Source organism: Lentzea alba (genome assembly GCF_047445655.1).
In the GTDB taxonomy this organism is placed as follows: domain Bacteria; phylum Actinomycetota; class Actinomycetes; order Mycobacteriales; family Pseudonocardiaceae; genus Lentzea; species Lentzea alba_A.
The window spans coordinates 103145-118340 of the sequence record NZ_JAJAEG010000025.1 but is presented as its reverse complement, the minus strand read 5'-3'; the positions used below and the strand labels follow the sequence as shown (position 1 = coordinate 118340).

Sequence of the window (15196 nt, the reverse complement as noted above, 5' to 3'; positions counted from 1 at the left end):
GTGGACCTCGAAGGCCTGATCACCGATCCCGCCACGCTCGCGAACCTGAGCCACGACGAAGCCGAGTGGGCACCCGCGGGCACCCCGTTCGCTGCTCTTCGTCCGCGGTCCACGGAGGACGTCCAGCGAGCCGTGCGGGAATGCGCCGCCCAGGGCGTGCCGATCGTGCCGAGGGGCGCGGGCACCGGGCTGTCCGGCGGCGCCAACGCCACGGACGGCTGCCTGGTCCTCGACCTCAGCCGGATGAACCGGATCATCGAGATCGACCCCGACAACCTCCTCGCCGTCGTGCAACCGGGCGTGGTCAACGACGACCTGAAGAAAGCCGTTGCCGCGCGAGGACTCTGGTACCCACCGGACCCGGCCAGCTCACCGTGGTCGACGATCGGCGGCAACGTCGCGACCAACGCAGGCGGCCTCTGCTGCCTCAAGTACGGCGTCACGCGCGACTACGTGCTCGGCCTGGAAGTCGTGATGGGCGGCCCCGTCGAGTACGGCACCGCGGTGAAGCTGGGCCGGCGCACCAACAAGGGCGTCGCCGGCTACGACCTGACCAGCCTGCTCGTCGGCTCCGAAGGCACGCTCGGCGTCGTCACCGAGATCACCCTGCGCCTGCGCCCCGCCCCAGGCCAGCAGGGCACCGTCGTCGGGGCCTTTCCCGGCCTGGTCGAGGCAGGCGAGGCCGTCGCCCTGTGCACGAAACGCGGCCTGCAGCCCGCCGCGCTGGAGCTGATCGACCGCGCCTGCCTGCAAGCTGTCGAGGACTGGAAGCACCTCGGCATCGAACCGGACACCGAGGCCATGCTGCTGGCCCGCACCGAGACGTCCGAGGACGCCGACGGCCTGGTCAGCGCCTTCACCGACGCGGGCGCCGTGTGGACCGAGCGCTCCACCGACTCGGCCGAGGCCGAGGCGTTGTTCGCCGCCCGCCGCCTCACCTACCCCGCCCTCGAACGACTCGGCCCGCTGCTGACCGAGGACGTGTGCGTGCCGCGGTCTCTCGTGCCGGTGATGCTCGCCCGCATCGAGGAGATCGGCGCGAAGCACAGCGTCCAGATCGCCACCATCGCCCACGCCGGCGACGGCAACCTGCACCCGTTGCTCATCACCCCGCCCGGCGACGACAACGCGCGGATCGCCGCGCAGGCTGCGTTCGAGGACATCATCGACCAGGCCCTGGACCTGGGCGGCACGGTCACCGGCGAGCACGGCGTCGGCCTGCTCAAGCGCGACGGCATGATCCGCGAGCTCGGCCCGGACGCGCACGCCGTGCAGCGGGCGGTCAAGAGCACGCTCGACCCGTTGGACATCTTCAACCCCGGCAAGGCCTGAGAGAGCGTCTGATGCGCCACACCTCTTGGTCCTGAGCACGCCCGCGAGTTACTGTGTACACAAATGATTAGTACACCAAGTATCCCGGAGAACCCGCTCGAACTGGAGCGACAGGTCTGCTTCGCCCTCGCCGTGGCCTCACGCACGGTGATCGCGGTGTACCGCCCGATCCTGGAGCCGCTGAACCTCACCCACCCGCAGTACCTGGTGATGCTGGCCCTCTGGGAACGGTCCCCGCGCACGGTCAAAGACCTGAGCAACGTGCTGCAGCTCGACCCCGGCACCCTCAGCCCGCTGCTCAAGCGGCTGGAGGCGATCGGCTACGTCCAGAGGCAGCGCGACAAGGCGGACGAGCGCGCGCTCGCGCTCACGCTGACCGAGACCGGGCAAGAGCTGAGAAAAGAAGCGCTGAAGATCCCCTTCAAGGTCGTGGAGCAGCTGGACATGACGTTCGAGGAGCTCGCGCAGCTGAACGAGGTGCTGCACAAAGTGATCGCCAAGGCCACGAGATGAACCCGTTGCTGAAGGTCTGGTACTACGCGGGTGGTCGGGTCCCGAACGAACACAGGCAGTTCGTCTACAACGACGTGACCGGGCCGAAGTGGTTGCTGCGCTTCACGATTCGGAGTCTGGTGCAGGTCACGCCGCTCACGACGGCGATCACGCTGGCGCTCGTGTTCGGGCTCGGGTCGCCGTGGCCCCTGGCGATCGCGTGCGGTGCGCTCGGTTTCGTTGTAGGACTGTACTTCGCGTTGTCCTACGCACCGGAAAGTGTGGATTACCGGCTCACCAAGTACGGGTACCCACGAGGGTCGGCGACTGAGGGGCGCCGGGAACGAAACGCCGTGCAGGACCGCGAACGACAAGCGAAGTACGACGCGGTCTGGCGGCGAACCGAAGGGTAGAAACGATGGCCTTGTTGAGCGACGAACTGGAGTTCACGAGGCCGCAGATCCTCACACTCACCGCCGGGTTGTTGCAGCTCGCGTTCGGGTGGTTCGACGTGTTCGGGCTGGACCCCGACTACCACGTGATCCAGGTCGGGATCGGGGCGCTGGGCGTGGCCTGCGCGTGGCGGCACGACCTCGCGCGCATGTACGGCCTTCTGCTGTTGATCAGCTTCGGCATGCTTGCGTTCTCGCTCAACGACGTGACCACCGAGAGCTTCCTGGAGGTCCGCACGGCGTTGATCGGACTGATCATCACCCTGGCCAGGCCAGGGAAGGCAACTCGGGAGTAGCGCGCTCGACGGAGCTCAGCGGCGTCAGGGTGGCGAAACCCCGTGCCAGCAAGGCGACCTCGGTGCCCGGCACGGCTTCCAGGCCGGAGTCGAACGCGGACAGCTTCAGCTCCAGGTCGTCGACGCGCTCCACCCGCACCTGGATCGGACTGGCCGGCGCGATGTCCGCCCACTCCAGACCGCGCACCTCACCATTCGGCACGTTCAGGTTCAGCACGGTTCCGGTCGGCATCTCCAAAAGCGTCGGCAGCACGACGCGGGTGACCTCGGTCGCCTTGACCCACAACGGTTCGGACAGTGGTTCGGACCCGTTCCACCCGATGTCCAGCGACACCGCCAACGCGGACACGCCGCGCACGCCGGCCGTCAGGGCAGCGCCGACCGTGCCCGAGTGCAGGATGCCGTTGCCGGTGTTCGCGCCGTAGTTCACGCCGGACAACACCACGTCCGGGCGGGCGCCGAAGCCTTCGTGGCAGGCGAGGAACGAGATCAGCCCGGGGTGCGCGGGCACGGCGTACGCCTCGAAGCCGTCGAGATCCCGCCGTTCCAGGCGTATCCGGCTGCGGCCCTCCGTCGAGGCCAGCGAGGTTCCGGTGCCGCTCGCCTCGGTCGAGGGTGCCGCGATCAGCACCTCCCAGCCCAGGCCGGCTGCCGCCCGCGCCAGCGCGAGGAGGCCGGGCGAGTCGATGCCGTCGTCGTTCGTGATCAGTGCCCGCACTGCTCAGACGTACCCAGACTGCGGGCGCTTGGCAACCCCCGAGGTCGCCTGCAGCCCGTGAGCAGGTACCCAGCCCCCGGTGGTCGCGGTGGGTCACACTGTGGCCCACCGCCACCACCGAGGCCCTGGTGGTGCTAGCGGTCGTGTTGCCGGCGATCAGCACACGCCGTCGTCACGCCACACTCCCCACTGGCCGGTGGTGCCGGGCTCCTCGCCCTGCGTCCACCACTTCGCGGTCCACTTGTGGCCGTTGTGCGACACCACGTCGCCGCCGTTGTAGACCTTCGAGCGCTCCCACGCCGGCTGTGAGCACTGGCCGGGCGGCGGGCCGCCGGTGTCCCACGGGACCTGGGGCGAGGCGTAGAAGTTGATGCCCTGGGTGGTCCAGCGAGGGGCCTGGTTGCCCAGGCGCACCTTGAACTGGTCCCAGTTGTGCGTCGACCACGGCGACCAGCCGAGCTCGGCGTGCACGGCGAGGCGCGGGAACGCCATGAACTCGATGTCTCGCGAGGTCACGATCGTTTCCGTCCACAGTGGAGCCTCGATGCCGCGGACCGCCGACTCCGGAACGCCGCTCACGTGCGTGCCGGGGTTCCACTCGTACGCGGTCTGGACCTCGATGTAGCCGGCCCACGAGAGACCCAAAGGCGTGCTGGCGTTGTACTTCATGTCCAGGTACGCCTTGTTCGCGGGCGACATGATGACCTTGTTGCCGCGCGCCGCCGCTGCCTGCACCACCGCGTTGGACGTCGAGGTGCCCCAGTACTGCGGGATGGCGGTGGTGTCGGTCGTGGTCTTCACGAACTCGTGCCAGCCGAGCACGGTCTTGCCGTACTTCTTCACGATCGGCAGGGCGCGGTCCATGAACGCCTGGTAGTCGGCGTCGGAGGTCGCGTGCGCCTCGTCACCGCCGATGTGGAAGTACGGGCCGGGCGTCAGCGCCGCGATCTCGCGCACCACGTCGTCGATGAACTGGTAGGTGATGTCCTTGTTGACGCACAACGAGGAGTAACCGACCTCGATGTCCGTGCGCAGCGGCGGGGCCTGGTTGTTGCAGTTCAGCTCCGCGTACGACGCCTGCGCGGCGTTGGTGTGGCCCGGCATGTCGATCTCGGGGATCACCGTGATCTTGCGCGCGGCCGCGTACTGCACGATCTCGCTGTACTGCGCCTTGGTGAAGTAGCCGCCGGGACCGCCGCCGACCTGCGTGCTGCCGCCGTACGTCGCGAGCCGCGGCCAGCTGTCGATCACGATCCGCCAGCCCTGGTCGTCGCTCAGGTGCAGGTGGAAGTAGTTGATCTTGTAGAGGGCCAGCTGGTCGATGTAGCGCTTGACCGACGCGACCGGGTGGAAGTGCCGTGCCACGTCGAGCATCGCGCCGCGGTAGGAGAACCGCGGGTAGTCGACGATCAGCGCGCCCGGCACGGTCCACGGACCGGGTTGCGTGGTCGCGCTCTCCGCCGCGGCGGGCAACAGCTGCCGCAGCGTCTGCACGCCCGCGAACAAGCCCTCCGATGTGTTGGCGCGCAGCACTACGGCGTTCGTGGCCGAGTCGAGCTGATAGCCCTGCTGGCCGACGGGACCGGGCGCCCCCGAGAGCAGCAGCGAGATGCCGTTCGTCGGCGCTCCGACGGCATCGGACACCGGCAGCGGATAGCCCGTCGACCTGCGCAGGATCTCGGCGAGGAAGTTGCCGACATCCCTGGCCGCCGGGGTGGTGTAGATCTTCGTGGCTGCCGTCAGGGTGTGCGTCACGCCGGTTCTGGCCTGCACCGACACGGGAACCGGGACCAGGCTCTGCAGTGGTTGGGCGGCTTGCGACTGTGCGCTCACGGAGAGCGCCGCGGTCACAGCGATGACCGCGGCGAGAACGCGAGTTCTCACGACTCCTCCTCATGAGTCGGGGGCGGCGACCCTGTGCTCAGCCTGGTCAAACATCCCTTTTGCCGTCAATGGTCTGAGCCAATTTGTGGACACCTCCGATGTCTCTTGGGATCATGGCGGTCCGCCGCTCCCGTTCGACGTTGGAGAGGCACATGCGCAAACTGCTTCTGCTCCCGCTCGCACTGGCGCTCATCGCGGTCATGGCACCGGCCGCGCACGCCGCGAAAACGCACATCGTGCAGGTGATCGGCAACAGCTTCCAGCCGCAGGAGATCTGGATCGACGAGGGCGACAGCGTGAAGTGGGTGTTCCGCGGCCCCGGCGTGCAGCGAGTCAGCAAAGGGCTCACCCCGCCGCAGCCGTGCCGCCCGACCGCAGGCCCGGACAGCGGGCTCAAGCGGCCAGGTCAGACGTTCACGCTGAAGTGGCCCGAGGTGGACGAGATCTCCGTCTACCACTCGACGGTCAGGGGCAAGTGCAACATGTGGGGCCGCATCCACCTCAACGACTAGGCAGGAAAGCTGCCTTCCTCGACGCCCGCCGCAGCGTCCTGAGCAGCACGGGACCCGTCACCGCCACCAGCACGGCGGTGGTGACGGCCCGCCCGAGGTCCCAGCCGAGCGAGGTGGCGAGCGTGAACGCCGCCAGCTTCACCAGGTTCGCGCCCGCCGAGGCGTTCGGGTCGAAGCTCACCGACGTGCCCTCGCCGACCGCGAACGGCCAGAACGACAGGTTGAGCAGGAACCCGTAGACCAAGGAGCTGACCACGCCGTACGTCGCCAGCAACGCGATCTCGGCTCTTCCGCGCCACTGCGGGAGAAGCCCGGCGCCGAGCGCGACCCAGGCCGCGCCGAGCATCTGGTACGGCAGCCACGGCCCGACGCCGCCGGTCAGCAGCGCCGACGCGAACAACGTGGTGTTGCCCAGCACGAACCCGAACCCCGGCCCGAACACCCTGCCGCCCAGCACCATCAGGAAGAAGATCGTCTCGATGCCCGCGGTGCCGGCGCCGAGCGGCCGGATCGCCGCACCGAGCGCGGACAGCACGCCGAGCATCGCGATCGCCTTGGAGTCCATGCCCTTCTCGCTCAGCTCGGCGAGGACCACCGCCAGCACGAGCGGCAGCAGCAGCGCGAACGTCCACGGCGCGTCGCCGCCGTGCGCGATGTCGCTGGAAGGCGCGACGAACAACGGCCAGGTGAACGCGGCCAGCCCGATCGTCCCGGACACCGCCAGGGCTGCTGCTGATCTTTTGCCGATCGCGATCACAGGGCGGCCTTGACGTCGGCGACGGTCAGCCACGGACCGAGGATCTTGCTGACCTGCGGGGCGAAGATCGGCGACGACGTCACGACCTCGCGCGCTCCGCCGTCGGCGACCACTTCGCCTTCCGCCATCACGATGACGCGCGTGGCGTACTCGGCGACGAACTCGACGTCGTGCGTGGCCAGCACGATCGCGCTGCCGAGGTCTTTGAGGGTTTTCGCGAGCGCTTCCTTCGCCGGGTAGTCGAGGCCGCGCGTCGGTTCGTCGAGCAGCAGGACGTCCGGGGCTCCGGTCAGCATCACGGCGAGCACGAGCGCCAGCCGTTGACCTTCCGACAGATCCCGAGGATGCGCGTGTTGTGGCACGCTCGCCAAGCCGTCCAACAACTTCCGGCACGTACCGGCTGGTTGCGCGGTCTCGGCGTCGGCCTGCGCGCACTCCTCGGCGACCGTCTCCAGGTACAGCAGGTCTGACGGCTGCTGCGGAACCAGTGCCACGGTTTGCCGCCGCTGTTTCGGCTGCAGCGTCTTCGGGTCGAGGCCGCCGATTGCGACCGTGCCGGAGGTGCGTTTGCCGCTCCCCTGCACCGCCCACAGCAGTGACGACTTGCCGGAACCGTTGCGCCCCATGAGCGCGACGCGTTCGCCGGTGCCGACTTCGAGTGAAACTCCGCGCACCGCCTGGACGTTGCCGTACTTCACGGTCACGTCGCGTGCTGCCAGCACAGCCCTGGTTGTTTGCGCGGACTCGGTGGCAGGTTCGGGTAGTCGCGCGCGCAGTGGTGTGGCCAGTCGGCGCGCGTCTCGCACCGACACCGGCACCGGCGACCACCCGGCCACCTGTGCGAGCCGTACGACCGGTGGCGCGACCGGTGCTGCTGCCAACACTTCGCCGACGTCGCCGATCTCGCCTTGCGGCAGCAGGAGGGCGCGGTCCGCGTACTGCGCGACCCGTTCGAGGCGGTGCTCGGCGATCACCACGGTCATGCCGAGGTCGTGCACAAGTCGTTGCACAGCAGCCAGAACGTCCTCCGCGGCCCCTGGGTCCAACGCCGAGGTCGGCTCGTCGAGGACGAGGACTCGCGGGTGCGCGGTGAGCGCCGCGCCGATCGCGACCCGCTGCTGCTGGCCACCGCTGAGCGTCGCAAGTGGACGGTCACGGAGTGTCGCGAGTCCGAGCAGGTCCAGGGTCTCCTCGACGCGTTTGCGCATGACGTCCGCGGGCAGGCCCAGTGACTCCATCGAGTAGGCGAGCTCGTCCTCGACGTTGTCCGCGACGAAGCCCGCCACCGGGTCCTGGCCGACGAACCCGACCACGTCCGCCAGCTCACGCGGCGGGTGTTGCGAGGTGTCGCGGCCGTCCACCAGCACGCGTCCGGCCAGGGTGCCGCCGCTGAAGTGCGGGACCAAGCCGTTGATCGCGCGCAGGAACGTCGACTTGCCCGAGCCGGTGCGCCCGACGACCAGGCACAGCTCGCCTTCCGGGATCTCCAGGGAGAGGTTCGCCAGCACGGGCTGCTCGCGCTCGGCGTAGGTGATCGTGACGTCGTCGAACCTGATCATGCTTCCCTCACGCTCACCAACGCCACCAGCCCCGTCACCGCTCCCTCACCAGCACCACCGGCGCCAGCGCCACCAAGACCCCGACGGCAGGCCACAGCGGCAACTCCGGCATCTGGAGCGGAACCGTCGAAGGTGACAACGCCGGATCTCCCGAGAACACCAGCACCACCGCCCCCGCCACCCCGCTCAACGCCACCCCGGCCGCCGTGGGTGTCCACCGGTCCGGCCGATAACGCGTGCGCGGCACCCGGCGCGCCCCCGTCAGCAGGCCCGCGATCGCCAGCACGCCACCGATCGCCAGCAGCAGCCAGCCGGAGTAGGCGTCGGAGAGCAGCCCGTACGTGCCGATGCAGAACCCGAACAGCCCGGCCAGCACCAACGTCCCGGTGAGCACCCGGTCCCGCTTCGAGATGCCCGCCGTGCGGCCGTAACCCCGCGAGTCCATCGAGGCGGCGAGGACCAGTGACCGTTCGAGGGCGTCTTCCAGCACCGGCACCAGCATCGTGCGAATCGCCTTTGCTCCGCGGGCCGTGTCGCCTCTTAGTTGTCGAGCACGCCTCACGGCGCCTGCGGACGCAACCAGTTGCGGTGCAACGGTCAGCGCCACGACCACCGCCACGCTGACCTCGTAGAGAGCGGCGGGCAACGAGCGGAGGAGGCGTTTCGGGTTCGCGAGGGCGTTGGCGGCGCCGACGCAGCTGAGGATCGTGGCGAGCAGCAAACCTTGGTACAGCGCGAAAACCAGGCCTTCGGCGGTGACGGGACCACCGACGCGAATGCCCTGGGCCCAGTCCGGGAGCGGGAGCTGGGGCAGCGTGAAGAGGGTGGTCGGGCCGGCGATGCCGCCGAGGAAGACGTGCAGGAGGACGCGCAAACCGATGACCAGCAGGCCGAACTTGAGGAACACGCCGTAGGTGCCGGCCCACGGGGTGTTCGCCCGGCAGGTCACCACGACCACGCCCGCCACGGCCAGGACGAGGCCGAGGATCAGCGGGTTTGTGGTGCGGCTGGCGGCGGTGGCGAGGCCCACGGCCCAGAGCCACCACGCACCGGAGTGAAGCCTCACGCTGTCACTCTTCTTCTTCCACACCGCGTCGGCGCCGCGCGACCAGCAAGCCCACGATCACCAGCACCGCGATCACCAGCACACCGACCGCGGTCCAGAGCCACCCACCGCTCGATTCCCGCGACGCCGGTACTTCCTTGATCACGATGGTCGGCTCGGATGCCGTCGGCAACGCCGTCGCGGTCGACGAGGGTGACTCCGAAACCGGTGCCACCGAAGAAGAACTCGTCACCGGCGGCGTGGTCGTGGTCGTGGTTGGCGCAGCGGGCGGTTGCGGCTGCCCGGCAGGCGGGTTCACGGGAGCCGGCGGCTGAGGTTGCGGGACGGGCTGGGGTGCCGGAGCAGCAGGCGGTGCCATGCCGGGCTGCTCCCCCGCGCCGAACGCCCAGCCCTCAACGGTCCCGCGCGCCGGCGTGTAGGTCGCGGCACCCTGGTTGCTGTACGCCCAGGACCCACCGGCGGGAGCGTGCCAGTACGACCAGTACGCCGAAGCGGGCGAGGTGTTGACGCACTTGTCGGCGTCCGCGCCGGGCATTCCGTTGATACGGCAGACGAAACCGGGCTGCCGAGACGCGTAGGTGTAGCCGAAACCGGCTGCGGTCAGCGCCTCCACGCCGGTGGCCGGACTGCCCGGCGCACAGCCTTGCCGCACGCCTCCCCCAAGACCGCGGAAGTCCACGACGACGGTCACGCCGTCGCAGCCAGCGGCGAACGCCGGTGCCGGGACCGTCGAAGCGATCACCAGTGCCAGCGCGAAGACGAACCTTTTCACGGGGTAACGCCCGGTGCGGTGCCGGCGCCGAACGACCAGCCCTCGACCGAGCCCGGCGCGGGGTCGTAGCCGGCGGCGCCCGAGGTGCTGTAGGTCCAGGTGCCGCCGGGCGTGGCGTGCCAGTACGACCAGTACGCGCTGGGCGTGGGCTTGGTGCACGGGTTCGGCAGGAGGTCGATGCGGCACACGAAACCGGTCTGGCGCGGCACGAACGAGAAGTCGAAGTCGTCGTCCAGGGCCACCAGGCCGTTTCCGGGGTCGCCGTCGTAACAACCGGTCTTGACGCCGCCGCCGAACGCGGAGAAGTCGACCACGACCTTCACCCCGGCCGAGCAGTCGTCAGCGGAGGCGGGCGCGACCACGAACGAGCTCGCGACCAGGGCCAGGACAGCGAGAATCCGGCGCATCACGCACCAACCTTCCGACGACGGGAGACGAGCAGCAGCACGGCGCCGGTGACGACCGCGAGCGAACCGAACAGGGTCAGAGGCACGACCTGGTCCGGACCGGTGACCGCGAGCGGCGGATCGACCGGGGCCGGGCCAGCCGGAGCCGGCTCAGACGGCGAAGGAGAAGGAGTGGTGGTGCAGTCGATCGCGGGCACGCCGGCAGTGGCAGAAGTGGCCGACACGTCTGCGAGCGATACGCGGCCGAGGCCGAGCAGGGCCTGGGTGGTGGCACGGATCGCCGGGTACAGCTCGAAACCCGCGCTGTCGTAGGCGACCGCACCGCGCTGAGCCTCCGGACCGGCGCAGCCGACCTGCAAGGTCCGAAGGTAGGCCACGGCCTTGTCCGCAGCCGGGACACGATCACCGGCAACGAGAGCGCCGACCGCGAGACCGGTGCTGTTGGCGTTCGAACCGGCGGTGGCAGAAGGGAAACCACCATCGGGCTTCTGCTGCGCCACGAGCCAGCCGAGAGCCTTGCCAGACGCGGTCTTCTCGCCCGCCGCCAGCAACGCCTGCAGCACCATCGCGGTTCCGTCCACATCGGACTTGCACACCGGCTCGTCGAACGCGATCGGGAAGCCGCCGTCCGGGCACTGCGTGGAAACCTGGTACGCCACCGCCTTGTCGAACGGCAGCGAGGCGCGCTTCAGCACGATGATCGCCAACGCCTGCGTGAACGCGTTGGTCATGTCGAACGACGGATCGGTGAGGTCGCGGTACCGCCCGGACTCCTCCTGCAGCTCAGCCAGCCGCGCGAGCAGGTCGACGCCGGCGAACTCGTGCGGATCGGTGCCGAGCGTCTGTGCGACCAGCGCGAGCTTCGCCAGGCCACCGACGTACGACTCCCCGTCGGCGCCGATCAGAGCCGACAGCTGATCAGGCTGACCGAGCCACGTGGCGGCCTTCACCGCGGTCGACTTGCCGACACCGGCCGCGGCCAGCGCGAAGACGCCGTCGGCCGTGAGCCCGGGATCGGGGATGGAGGGTGCGTTGAGCAGGTGGTCACCCTGCGCGAACTGGCTGACCAGCCACGTTCCGCCCGATGGCGGTTCAGCAGCCGTCGCGGGTGTTGCCACGAGCGCGGCCGCGACGAACGCGACCAGCGCGGATTTCCGGATCACTACGCCTCCCTGCCCCGCTGTCCTCGACGGGTCGGTGGAGCTACCGCGCGCCACGGGCATTCGGACTTTCACCGTTGCGGGTCAGCGCCGGAGTTCCACCGGCTTCCCCCGCGGTGCGCGGATGCTGTTGTCAACCCAGGATCGTGCGCGAGGGATCATGTTCAGTCAAATGGCTGTGAGCTGGGCCATTCACCGCCACAATCGTCGTGTGGGGGAATTCGAAGAACTGATCCTGGCCGCTCTGCCGTCGATCGAGGTGCTCATCCCGCCCGCCGCGGCGGCTGAGCTCGGGAGGTACGAACCGCGCCGGTGGTCCGGGCTGCCCGAGTACGGCACACCGGCCCAGCGAGCTCTCGACGACTTTCCGGGACTCACGGCGGAACGGCTGCTCGGTGCCCTTGAGCTGGGCGTGGCGAACCTCCGGCTGACCGCGCCGCCGGACGTCGTGGCGGGTCTGCGGCCGCTGCCGGACGGCAGCAGCTTCGCGTTGATCACCTCACAGGGCCAGAGCGCGATGAAGACGCCGGTCACCATGGTGGCGGCGGTGCACCGCGGAGCGATCGAGCTGATCACCGAACGGGTCCGGGCGATGACCGGTCTGCTCGACCTCAGCCAGGTGAGCGGAGACGAAGCCGCGATCGCCGCCAAGCACGGCGCGGCACATCTCGCGCTGGCGGTGGCGGTGTCGGCGGCGACGCTCAACGCGCTCGGCACGCCGACCTCGACCGACCCGATGGCGATGATCGGCATCGCGATCGGCGTGACCGCGTTGCTGCTGCCGGAGATCGCGATGCCACCCGCGTACGCGCAGGCGTTGCTGGAGAAGCGGCGCGCCGAGTACATGGGATCGTCCTGGCGGACGAGCGTCCCGGTGTTCGACCACGAGTTCGTGTTCGTGGAGGAGCCGGGCATCACCAAGGCGGACTTCACGGCGACGGGACTCGTGGCGGCGATCGACACCGGGTTCGCCGTGCGCACCGGAGTCGCGGAAGGCTCCGTGCCGGTGTCGGTCAGGGTCGTTCTCGACGTCCCCGGTGACGAGGAGATCGGGCACTGGGACGAGGTGGCCGAGGTGAGCTTCACGGCCGAACAGGGTGACGCCAGGCTGGGGCACGGAGGCATGCCGCCGTGGCCGGGCGAGTTCCGGGTCCGGGTGTTCGCCTGCGGACGGGACGGCGACGACGAGGAGCAGTACGAGTTGCTCATCTGGCCGGCGCCGACGGCCGAACCGTTGGTGCACAAGAAGACTGACCAGGTCGGCCACCAGCTCCGGAACGAACCCGTGCCGGAGCGGAGGGTCTCACCCGAGGCCGGACTGCGCTGGCTGGCCAAGCTGCTCGAACCGGCCGCGACCATCACGGTCGCCATGGGCCTCGACGTCGACGACGTTGTGGACGACTTCGAAGAGGACTCGATCGCCGTCGAGATCGACGGCGGTGTCGTCGTGATCGAGTCGAACAACTACGTCGGCTCCCGGCGAGAGGTGCTGGAACGTCTGTCCCGCAACGGAAAGGCCGCCAGCCACTACTGGAACGTCAACGCGGTCAGGCGGTTGTCGTTCGCCCGCGACGGCAGGGTGATCTGCTCGGAGGAGCCCTGGGAGGAAGCCGACTACGGCGACGACCCCGAGGTCGCCGCCGCACTCGAAGGGCTCGACTTCGGCAACTTCCGGCACACCGACGCCAAGGGGATCACCGCCGTCACCCGGTTCACCGGCACCACCCTCCCGGAGGAGGACCTCACCGCCGCGATCCACGACCTGTTCAGTACCTAGGAAGCGTCAGGCTGTTCACGACCTCGGCGAACTCCTCGGTGGGCGCACCACCGTTGGCCTGGTTCTTCAGCGCCATGTCCTGGTTGGCCGTCACGTACGGCCGCAGGATCTCCTCGTAGCGCTGGAAAGCGGTGCCGAACCCGTCCCGCAGCTCGCCGGCGAGCACGTACGCGCCCACCAGCGCCATGCTGGTGCCCTGACCGGACAACGGCGAACCGCAGTAGCCGGCGTCACCGAGCAGGACGACGTTGCCGTGCGACCAGGAGTCCATCCGGATCTGGGCCATCGCGTCGAAGTGGAAGTCCGGCGCCTCCCACATGTGCTTCAGCGCCGTCTGCCACACCCAGCCGGCGTCGGCGAACTTCTCGGCGATCAACCGCCGCTGCGCCTCGACGTCGCGGTGGTCGTAGTCGACCTCGCCGTTGAAGCCCATGTAGACACGGCATTCCGCGTTGGCGCGGGCGCTCATGATGCCGCCGCCGACGTCCCCGCTCTGCTGGAACGTCTGCCAGTGGTCCAGTTCGAGCCAGTTCGGCGCGGTGAACACGGCGAGGTTCATGCCGAGGTGGCTGATGAACTGCGACTCCGGGCCGAAGGCGAGCCTGCGGACGTTGGAGTGCAGGCCATCCGCGCCGACGATCACGTCGAACGAGCGTGGCGCCGACTTCTCGAAGGTCACGAGGTTGCCGTCGATCGACGTGATCGTGTCGTCGAACAGGTACTCCACGCCCTCCACCGCGTCGAAGATCATCCGCGCCAGGTCGTCGCGCAGCAGCTCGACGTCGGGGCTGGAGAGATCGCCGCCGCTCAGCGTGTGCTCGGTCGAGCGGTACACCTCGTTGCCGTCCTCGTCGACCATGCTCATGCCGCGCATGTTCGTGCTGAACGACCGCAGCTGGTCGCCCAGGCCCGTGCGCTCGATCACCTCCAGCGCCGGGCCGCGCACGTCGATGGCCTGGCCGCCGGGCCGGATGCCGCGGTAGCGCTCGACCACGGTCACGTTGAAGCCGTAGCGGCGCAGCCAGTACGCGAGTGCGGGGCCGCCGATGCTGGCGCCGGAGATCAGGATGTTCTTCATGGTCGCTCCCCCTTGTGAGTTGGTAGCCACAAGGTGCCGACCAGCACTGACCGTCCACTGACCGAGCGCGGTCAGGGTTTGACAGCGACCCCCGCGTACGGGACGACGTTGATCTCCGCGTTCACCGAGAAGTCACCGTCGCCGTCCGGCCGCCACGACGGGCAGCCGACGAGACCCGGCTCCACCAGGTCGAACCCGGTGAAGAACGCCGCGACCTCGTCGCGCGTGCGCGGGTACGCCTGGTTCTGCGAGCTCTTGACGTTGTAGGTCTGGACGGCCTCGTCCATCCCCTCCGGTCGCGCCTCGGCCGCGACGTGCGACAACGCCAGGTAGCTGCCCGGCACCAGACGGTCGCGGTACTGCCCGACGATCGAGACCGGATCCCACTCGTCCGGCACGAAGTGCAGCAGCAGCAACATGAACAGGCCGACCGGCTGGTCGAAGTCGATGAGCTTGCGGGTCGAGTCGGCCTCGAAGATCGCGTCCAGGTCGCGCAGGTCGGACTGCAGCACGGCAGTGTTGCCGTTGCCCGCCAGGATCAGCTCGCTGTGCGCGACCGCCACGGGGTCCTTGTCCACGTAGACGACACGGCAGTCCGGGGCTTCCGCCTGCACGATCTCGTGCAGGTTGCCGACCGTCGGGATGCCGGAGCCGATGTCGAGGAACTGCCGCACGCCCTGCTCGACCATGAACAACGCGGCCCGGCGCAGGAACGACCGGTTCAGCCGCGCCGCGTCCCGCACGCCGGGCATGATCTTCTGGATCTGCTCCGCCAGCACTCGGTCCGGCGCGAAGTTGTGGCCACCACCGAGCCAGTAGTCGTACACCCGCGCAGGCGACGGCACCGTCGTGTCGACACCTGGGGGGACCCAGCCGTGGTCGTTGCTCACAAGGCTGAGCGTACGTGTGCGCACCAGTTCGGTGGACTACATCG

General features: G+C 69.1%; 16 protein-coding genes and 1 riboswitch. Of the genes, 6 read left to right on the top strand and 10 right to left on the bottom strand.

Features of this window, described 5'->3' with window-relative positions:
• From LFM09_RS34980 to LFM09_RS34965, 4 genes are all read left to right on the top strand, one after another.
• Window positions 1–1332 carry an FAD-binding oxidoreductase gene (locus tag LFM09_RS34980; protein ID WP_414100866.1) on the top strand — a complete coding sequence of 444 codons (1332 nt, stop codon included), beginning with the start codon at window positions 1–3 and terminating at the stop codon, window positions 1330–1332.
• A gap of 63 nt (window positions 1333–1395) precedes the next feature.
• On the top strand, window positions 1396–1845 hold the full coding sequence (locus LFM09_RS34975) for a MarR family winged helix-turn-helix transcriptional regulator (RefSeq protein WP_414100865.1): 450 nt from the start codon (window positions 1396–1398) through the stop codon (window positions 1843–1845).
• Window positions 1842–2237 carry a DUF5313 family protein gene (locus LFM09_RS34970; RefSeq protein WP_414100864.1) on the top strand — a complete coding sequence of 132 codons (396 nt, stop codon included), beginning with the start codon at window positions 1842–1844 and terminating at the stop codon, window positions 2235–2237. The genes LFM09_RS34975 and LFM09_RS34970 overlap by 4 nt, the downstream gene beginning before the upstream one ends.
• A gap of 5 nt (window positions 2238–2242) precedes the next feature.
• Complete coding sequence (locus tag LFM09_RS34965) at window positions 2243–2572, top strand: hypothetical protein (RefSeq protein WP_414100863.1); 330 nt, start codon at window positions 2243–2245, stop codon at window positions 2570–2572.
• Here the strand turns inward: LFM09_RS34965 and surE are convergent.
• Both surE and LFM09_RS34955 read right to left on the bottom strand, forming a co-directional pair.
• The gene (gene surE / locus LFM09_RS34960; protein ID WP_414100862.1) at window positions 2535–3290 is read right to left on the bottom strand and encodes a 5'/3'-nucleotidase SurE; all 756 of its coding nucleotides are present in this window, start codon (window positions 3288–3290) and stop codon (window positions 2535–2537) included. The genes LFM09_RS34965 and surE overlap by 38 nt on opposite strands.
• Before the next feature lie 156 nt (window positions 3291–3446).
• Entirely contained in the window at window positions 3447–5174 is a 1728-nt protein-coding gene (locus tag LFM09_RS34955) for a family 20 glycosylhydrolase (protein WP_414100861.1), read from the bottom strand.
• A gap of 152 nt (window positions 5175–5326) precedes the next feature.
• Between LFM09_RS34955 and LFM09_RS34950 the strand changes: the two genes are divergently transcribed.
• Window positions 5327–5686, top strand: coding sequence for a hypothetical protein (locus LFM09_RS34950; protein ID WP_414100860.1), 360 nt, complete (start codon window positions 5327–5329; stop codon window positions 5684–5686).
• Here LFM09_RS34950 and LFM09_RS34945 read toward each other — a convergent pair.
• From LFM09_RS34945 to LFM09_RS34920, 6 genes are read right to left on the bottom strand one after another with little or no spacing between them, the layout of a single operon-like run.
• Window positions 5676–6476 carry an ECF transporter S component gene (locus LFM09_RS34945; RefSeq protein WP_414100859.1) on the bottom strand — a complete coding sequence of 267 codons (801 nt, stop codon included), beginning with the start codon at window positions 6474–6476 and terminating at the stop codon, window positions 5676–5678. The genes LFM09_RS34950 and LFM09_RS34945 overlap by 11 nt on opposite strands.
• On the bottom strand, window positions 6440–8002 hold the full coding sequence (locus tag LFM09_RS34940; protein WP_414100858.1) for an ABC transporter ATP-binding protein: 1563 nt from the start codon (window positions 8000–8002) through the stop codon (window positions 6440–6442). Before LFM09_RS34940 ends, LFM09_RS34945 begins: the two co-directional genes overlap by 37 nt.
• A gap of 34 nt (window positions 8003–8036) precedes the next feature.
• Entirely contained in the window at window positions 8037–9068 is a 1032-nt protein-coding gene (locus LFM09_RS34935) for a CbiQ family ECF transporter T component (RefSeq protein ID WP_414100857.1), read from the bottom strand.
• A 4-nt stretch (window positions 9069–9072) separates the two neighbouring features.
• The gene (locus LFM09_RS34930; RefSeq protein WP_414100856.1) at window positions 9073–9840 is read right to left on the bottom strand and encodes a hypothetical protein; all 768 of its coding nucleotides are present in this window, start codon (window positions 9838–9840) and stop codon (window positions 9073–9075) included.
• Window positions 9837–10247 (bottom strand): hypothetical protein, encoded by a 411-nt coding sequence (locus tag LFM09_RS34925; RefSeq protein ID WP_414100855.1) that lies wholly within the window; start codon window positions 10245–10247, stop codon window positions 9837–9839. The genes LFM09_RS34930 and LFM09_RS34925 overlap by 4 nt, the downstream gene beginning before the upstream one ends.
• Entirely contained in the window at window positions 10247–11410 is a 1164-nt protein-coding gene (locus tag LFM09_RS34920) for a prenyltransferase/squalene oxidase repeat-containing protein (protein ID WP_414100854.1), read from the bottom strand. The genes LFM09_RS34925 and LFM09_RS34920 overlap by 1 nt, the downstream gene beginning before the upstream one ends.
• Window positions 11411–11443: 33 nt before the next feature.
• Window positions 11444–11552: riboswitch (cobalamin riboswitch) on the bottom strand.
• A 66-nt stretch (window positions 11553–11618) separates the two neighbouring features.
• Between LFM09_RS34920 and LFM09_RS34915 the strand changes: the two genes are divergently transcribed.
• Window positions 11619–13184, top strand: coding sequence for a DUF6461 domain-containing protein (locus tag LFM09_RS34915; protein WP_414100853.1), 1566 nt, complete (start codon window positions 11619–11621; stop codon window positions 13182–13184).
• Here LFM09_RS34915 and LFM09_RS34910 read toward each other — a convergent pair.
• Both LFM09_RS34910 and LFM09_RS34905 read right to left on the bottom strand, forming a co-directional pair.
• A complete protein-coding gene (locus LFM09_RS34910) occupies window positions 13174–14262 on the bottom strand; it encodes an FAD-dependent monooxygenase (RefSeq protein ID WP_414100852.1) in 1089 nt (362 codons plus the stop codon). The two genes, LFM09_RS34915 and LFM09_RS34910, sit on opposite strands and share 11 nt — an antisense overlap.
• A 71-nt stretch (window positions 14263–14333) precedes the next feature.
• Window positions 14334–15152 carry an SAM-dependent methyltransferase gene (locus LFM09_RS34905; protein ID WP_414100851.1) on the bottom strand — a complete coding sequence of 273 codons (819 nt, stop codon included), beginning with the start codon at window positions 15150–15152 and terminating at the stop codon, window positions 14334–14336.
• Between the last annotated feature and the right edge of the window lie 44 nt (window positions 15153–15196).